Annotated in this window: 6 protein-coding genes; 5 read left to right on the top strand and 1 reads right to left on the bottom strand. The window is 46.8% G+C overall.

The annotated features are described in order from the left end of the window. Window positions 1-43 precede the first annotated feature (43 nt). Window positions 44-1,414, bottom strand: coding sequence for a chromosomal replication initiator protein DnaA (gene dnaA / locus QUB64_RS28435; protein ID WP_333277120.1), 1,371 nt, complete (start codon window positions 1,412-1,414; stop codon window positions 44-46). A gap of 467 nt (window positions 1,415-1,881) precedes the next feature. On the opposite strand from dnaA, the gene QUB64_RS28430 reads away from it, so the two are divergent. From QUB64_RS28430 to QUB64_RS28410, 5 genes are all read left to right on the top strand, one after another. Then, complete coding sequence (locus QUB64_RS28430; RefSeq protein WP_333277118.1) at window positions 1,882-3,120, top strand: HhoA/HhoB/HtrA family serine endopeptidase; 1,239 nt, start codon at window positions 1,882-1,884, stop codon at window positions 3,118-3,120. A gap of 255 nt (window positions 3,121-3,375) precedes the next feature. Continuing rightward, window positions 3,376-3,909, top strand: coding sequence for a peptide deformylase (gene def, locus QUB64_RS28425; protein WP_333277116.1), 534 nt, complete (start codon window positions 3,376-3,378; stop codon window positions 3,907-3,909). 222 nt (window positions 3,910-4,131) lie between these two features. Continuing rightward, the gene (locus QUB64_RS28420; protein ID WP_333277114.1) at window positions 4,132-4,692 is read left to right on the top strand and encodes an AAA family ATPase; all 561 of its coding nucleotides are present in this window, start codon (window positions 4,132-4,134) and stop codon (window positions 4,690-4,692) included. A gap of 130 nt (window positions 4,693-4,822) precedes the next feature. Continuing rightward, window positions 4,823-5,392: a TerD family protein gene (locus tag QUB64_RS28415; RefSeq protein WP_333277112.1), complete on the top strand. Its 570-nt coding sequence runs from the start codon at window positions 4,823-4,825 to the stop codon at window positions 5,390-5,392. Window positions 5,393-5,593: 201 nt separating this feature from the next. Next, window positions 5,594-6,193, top strand: coding sequence for a TerD family protein (locus tag QUB64_RS28410; protein WP_333277110.1), 600 nt, complete (start codon window positions 5,594-5,596; stop codon window positions 6,191-6,193). Window positions 6,194-6,339: the final 146 nt, after the last annotated feature.

The raw sequence follows: 6,339 nt of genomic DNA, 5'->3' as shown, positions 1-6,339 counted from the left end.
GGCTGACGCACCCTACGTAATGAGTGATTGTGTGAAAAGAGGTTCAAGTTTTGCGGCTGACAGCGTTAATTCGATCGCTCAATTGACGCAAAGTTTGGGCTAAAGTCGGATCTGTGTTCCGCAACTGAGCAATTTTGTCGCAACTGTAAAGCACAGTCGTGTGATCCTTGCCGCCGAAAACTTCGCCAACCTTCGGCAAACTCAAACTTGTATGCTGCCGAATTAAATACATCCCGATTTGACGAGCAAAGCTAATTTCTCGCCTGCGGGAAATGCCTTTCAAATCTTCCACAGAAACATCAAATACCTCGGCCACTACTGCAATTACTGCATCCGGTGTCGCCTCTACGCTTTCAGTTTGCGGGTTCAAAACCGGGGCGATATTCTCCACAGTCATCGGTAAACCAGTAATTGAAAGATACGCTACGGCCCGAATCAAAGCTCCTTCTAATTCCCGAACGTTGGAAGTGTAACTAGAAGCAATGTATTCAATCACATCTCGCGGCAGCCTCATGTTTTCATACTCGGATTTTTTCTGCAAAATAGCCATTCGTGTTTCCAAGTCTGGCAATTGAATATCGGCAATTAATCCCATCGAAAATCTGGAACACAAGCGCTCTTGCAAGCGGGGGATTTGCTGCGGCGGGCGATCGGAAGCTAAAACGACTTGGTTTCCGGCTTCGTGTAAAGTATTGAAAGTGTGGAAAAATTCTTCTTGGGTGTATTCTTTGCCTTCTATAAATTGGATGTCGTCTATTAACAAAACATCCGCTGCTCGATAGTGAACGCGGAAAGTTTGCATACTATCTTTGCGAATGGCGGCAATTAAATCGTTGGTAAATTTTTCTGTAGAAACGTAGAATATTTTGGCGTTGGGGTCAATTTCCAAGCGATAATGACCGATCGCCTGCATCAAGTGAGTTTTGCCCAAACCAACGCCGCCGCACAAAAATAGGGGATTAAATTCTCGGCCCGGAGACTCGGCTACTGCGAGGGCTGCTGCATGGGCCATGCGGTTGTTGGAACCGACGACAAAGCGGGAAAATACGTATTTGGGGTTTAAATGGGCAGGTTTAGGGGGGTGTAGCGAGTGGCTTTCGGGGTGATCGGCGATCGGGGATGGCCAAATCATGGCGGAGTCGTTGCTACCGCCTGTTTCATTTCCCCCGGCAATTGTCAAGTAAATTTCTACGGGATAGCCGAGAATTTCTTCAACGGCGTCGGCGATGATTTTGACGTAATATTTTTGCAACCAATTGCGAGCAAAGGGGTTGGGGGCGCTGACAATCAAACAGTTATTTTCGAGTTGTTCGGCCCTGGCAGTTTTGATCCACGTCTCAAAGCTAGGTCTGCTCAGTTGTACCTGGAGACGTTCAAGTATCTGATTCCACAGACTTTCGAGGGTAATGTCCACTGCTTTCCTCTGCCGATCGGCATTCAAGAGATTCTCAAGTCCAGAGAGTTTATTTAGTTTAGTCGAGTTGGTCGTTGGGAAGCTAGACCGACAGACAGTAGACAAGTGACAAGTGACAGTAGACAAGTGACAAGTGACAAGTGACAGCTACAGGAATCAAACCGTTTAGGGTAGAGGGGTCTCGGGATCTATTCATGAGGTTATCTATGTCTTAACAGCTTTGGCAGTTGCTATAAATTGCTTTTGACACGAAAGGATTTGGGGTTTATGGGCGACAATTGGGAGATTTTACCAAATTAGCCAAAATCGGCAATCGAAAATCCAAAATGAGAAGCTGAATGTTAAAGTTTAGGGGAGTCTGCCGATCGCCCAAAAATTTTGTTTGTGGCTCAGCGGCAACGGCATCAGCTATCGGGGAACCGCTCGGCAAATATTTAAATTTGGCAGGAAAGCCTTAAAACGTCGCGATGAAGAGTTCTACTGGCAAATTTTGGAAGCAACCGGCAATTTATATATTGCTGCTGGTGACGGGAGCAGGAGCTGCCATGTTGGGCGATCGGCTGTCGGTTTCTCAATTACGTACAAATTCTGGCGATTCGGGACAAAAGGCGCTGCAACCGAAATTGCAATTGCCTGCTAATACTAAGCCTCAAGCGAGCAAAGTCTTGCCCCCTGTTCCCTTGTCTGGCGATGCGGCTAATGTGAATTTTATTGTGGCTGCGGTGGCAAAAGTTGGCCCGGCTGTGGTGCGGATCGATGCTTCGCGTAGGGTGAAACCGGGAAATAAAGGGCTTTCGCCGGAGGATTTTTTTGGTGGACAACCGAATTCTGGTAGGGGCGGGATCGAACGCGGCACTGGTTCGGGTTTTGTGATTGGCGCCGACGGCGTGATTCTCACTAACGCTCACGTCGTGGACGGGGCAGATACAGTAAATGTAACTCTCAAGGATACTCGCAGCTTTCAGGGCCGGGTGTTGGGGGCGGATAAGGTGACGGATGTTGCTGTGGTGAAGATTGAGGCGAACGATCTGCCTGTGGTGGCGATCGGCAATTCTGATAAGCTGTTGTCTGGGGAATGGGCGATCGCGATCGGCAATCCTTTGGGTTTGGACAATTCGGTGACAGCGGGGATAATTAGTGCTACAGGGCGATCGAGTACCGACGTGGGCGTACCCGACAAGCGCATCGGTTTTATTCAAACAGACGCTGCAATTAATCCGGGGAATTCCGGCGGCCCGTTGCTGAATGCTTCGGGCGAAGTTATTGGGATGAATACGGCGATTATTCAAGGCGCGCAAGGATTGGGCTTTGCGATTCCGATTCAGGCGGCCCAACAAGTGGCGCAGGAACTGATTTCGACTGGGAAAGTCGAACACGCTTATTTAGGCATTGAAATGGCGACGCTGACTCCAGAGGTGAAGCAGCAAATTAACAGCAATGCTAACAGCAGTCTGCGAGTTGCAGTCGATCGGGGTGTGGCGATTGTGAGCGTTGTTCCTAATTCTCCCGCAGCCGCAGCAGGTTTGCGGGCTGGAGATGTGATTCAAAAGGTTAACAATCAGCCGATTATTCAGTCGGAAGCTGTTCAGGAGTTTGTGCAAAATGCTAAGGTTGGTGGCAGTTTGCAAATGGAAATTAACCGCAACGGGCAAATAGTTAATTTGATTGTTAAACCGGGGAGTTTGCCTGTTCAACAAGTTCGATAGGAAGGAAGAAGGAAGAAGGAACATTAATTACGAATTTCCTATTACCGATTGGTGTAAACTTGAACTAAAACGTAGTCAGAGACGGCTGTTTGACGATTCGGCCCAGATCCCCCCTAGCCCCCCTTAAGAAGGGGGGGATAAAAGCATTCTCTTGCGTCCCCCTTAAGAAGGGGGATTTAGGGGGATCGAACCTCGGATAAAAGCGAGATTTTTCAAGGGTTTCAGGCTTAAGTTGACACCAATTACCAATTAATTATGTCAGAAATTTTGCAAATTTCGCAATTAGGAAATCCCGTACTGCGCCAACCGTCGCAAGTTGTGGAGAATGTGAAGGACGATCGCATTCAACAGTTAATCGACGACCTCATCTCTACCGTCCAACACGCGAACGGAGTGGGGATTGCGGCCCCTCAAGCGGCGATGTGCGATCGCCTGTTCATCGTCGCATCCCGCCCCAACTTGCGGTATCCCCACGCACCGCAAATGGAACCGACAGCCATGATCAATCCCCGGATTGTGGCTGCATCGACAGAAACAGTTAAAGACTGGGAAGGCTGTTTGAGTATTCCGGGGATTCGGGGGTTGGTGCCGAGAAGTAGGGCGATCGAAATTGAATACACTTGTAGAGAGGGCAAACTGCACCGAAAAGAATTGACTGATTTTGTAGCCCGGATTTTTCAACACGAACACGATCATCTAGATGGCATCGTGTTTTTAGATAGGGTGGAAAGCACCAGAGAACTCATGTCAGAGGATGAGTACCAGCAGCAATTTGTTAAATTACTTTAGGATTACAAATCCGTCAGCCGATTTGAGATTTACTCGTTCAGTCCTGGACGCAACTGTCACCTTAAATAAAGGTATGTTGTTGCGCTTGGGCGCTGTTTTTGAATAAGCGCCCAAGCGCAACAACTTACCTAAAAATGAGCCTCCTTAAGATTGCCAGTTGTGTAAGTTCTGTCATGATTACTCGTTTTTTGTAGCAGAGTCATTGCATCTATAACAAACATTATGAACAGCAATCAACAATCTGCCAATCATCAGCCACAAATTATTTTGATTACCGGGAATATGGCTGCTGGAAAATCAAGTGTTGCCCAATCACTTGCCGAAGGGTTGCCCAAAAGTGTTCACCTGCGCGGGGATATCTTTCGTCGGATGATTGTGAACGGGCAGGCCCAAATGGCGTTAAATTTGTCAGCAGAGGCATATCAGCAACTTCAATTGCGCTATCACCTGGCAGGAATGGCAGCGCGACAATATCTCCAGGCTGGCTTTACGGTTGTCTATCAAGACATCATCATTGGTTCCGCACTCGCTGAGGTACTCGCCACGTTTCATGATGTGCCGTTGTCTGCGATCGTTCTGTGTCCCTCGGCAGAGGTTGTAGCGGCAAGGGATGCAGCACGATCGAAGACTGGATATGCCAACGAAGCAATGGTTTATGAATTCGATCGCATCCTCCGCACCGAAACTCCTCATCTCGGTTATTGGTTGGATTCAACCCATCTAACGGTTGAAGAAACGGTCGATCGGATTTTGGCACATTTGCAAGATGAATCAGTGAGTTGACATCGCTATGTGCCGATCGCGCGATCGCTCCTAAATCAATCGTTTAAAGGGAAGACATATTACACTTGACATTTAAAATTTGTCGTATAATTGTTAAATAATATCAAAGATGTTGCGAACAGGAGAGCAAATGTCAATTAATTTGGATAAAGGCGGGAGAATCAATCTCTCTAAAGAAGCACCGGGGCTGAAAAATGCCGGGATCGGTTTGGGATGGGATATCAATGCTACAGACACAGGCGGAGAGTTTGACTTAGATGCTTCCGTTTTTATGTTGGGGGCTACTGCAAAAATTCCCAGCGACCAATACTTTGTTTTCTACAATAACAAGGAGTCGCCGGACGGTTCTGTAAAACATCTGGGAGATAGCAGAACCGGAGAAGGATTTGGCGATGACGAAACCGTTACAGTTGATTTAACCAAAGTCGATCCGGCGGTACAAGAAATCGTGTTTGTGGTGACAATCCACGAAGCGGAATCGAGAAGGCAAAACTTCGGTCAAGTGCGGAATGCTTTTATCAGGATTTACGACACTACTACTAACACAGAAGTAACTAAGTACGATTTGGATGAGGATTTTTCTCGGGAGACGGCGGTGGAGTTTGGCAGACTTTACAAGAAAGATGGCGAGTGGAGGTTCCAAGCTGTCGGACAAGGCTACAATTCAGGCTTGCAAAGCTTTGTAGATAAGTATGCCTGATCAAAGGAAATAGATAGGACATACGGTTGAAACCGCGTCTACAAAAACAAAGTCCATGCCAAGCGGACTGAAGAAAGTCAGGTAATTTTAACCGCCCACTCGGAAACCCGCTCCCGTCGGGTTTTGTCTTTATAAACCTGGTTTCAACCGCCGTCTGATCCCAAGCATATTGCACGATAAACCTTACAAAATCACAAAACTATGGCTATCAACTTGACCAAAGGACAATCGATCGTACTCAGCAAAAGCGAATTCGACTTATCCCGATTGACAATGGCTTTGGGCTGGGATGTAGCCAAAGCTAAAACAAATCTTTTCGGTAGAAGCAGCGGTGCAAACTTTGACTTAGATTCCTACGCTTTGCTGCTGGGAGAAAATGGCAAATTAAAAAACTACAAAGAAGATGTAATTTATTACTCTCATTTGGAATCAAAGGACAAAACTGTGGTTCACTCCGGCGACAATCTCACGGGAGCCGGAGAAGGCGACGACGAACAAATATTTGTTAAACTGAGTTCTTTGCCAGCAGAATATCACAAAATTATTTTTGGCGTCAATATTTACGATGCGCTAGCTAGAAAACAGCATTTTGGCATGGTAGAAAATGCTTATGTGAGGGCTGTAGATGCAGCCGGAAAAGAAATTGCTCGCTATCGCTTGTCAAGTGACCCTTCCTATGAAGGCAAATTAAATATGTTAATGGGAGAAGTTTATCGGGAAGGTGGCGAGTGGAAATTTAAGGCTTTGGGAAATCCTTTGACTGAAGATTTGAACGGTGTTGTCGGTTCGTTTATGCGGTGACATCAAATTCGTTAAATTGAGGCTTGTAGGGGCGGGTTCACCAACAATATTAGCCAAAAATTGACAAACTAAATAAACCCGCCCCCACCCAACCAGCAATCTAAATGCACATTTTCAAGAGAACTGTAGGGGCGGGTTCACCAACA

It is taken from the genome of Microcoleus sp. Aus8_D2 (assembly GCF_036702665.1).
Classification (GTDB): domain Bacteria; phylum Cyanobacteriota; class Cyanobacteriia; order Cyanobacteriales; family Microcoleaceae; genus Microcoleus.
The sequence above is the reverse complement of the archived record's forward strand: the minus strand, read 5'-3'. Positions and strand labels throughout refer to the sequence as shown.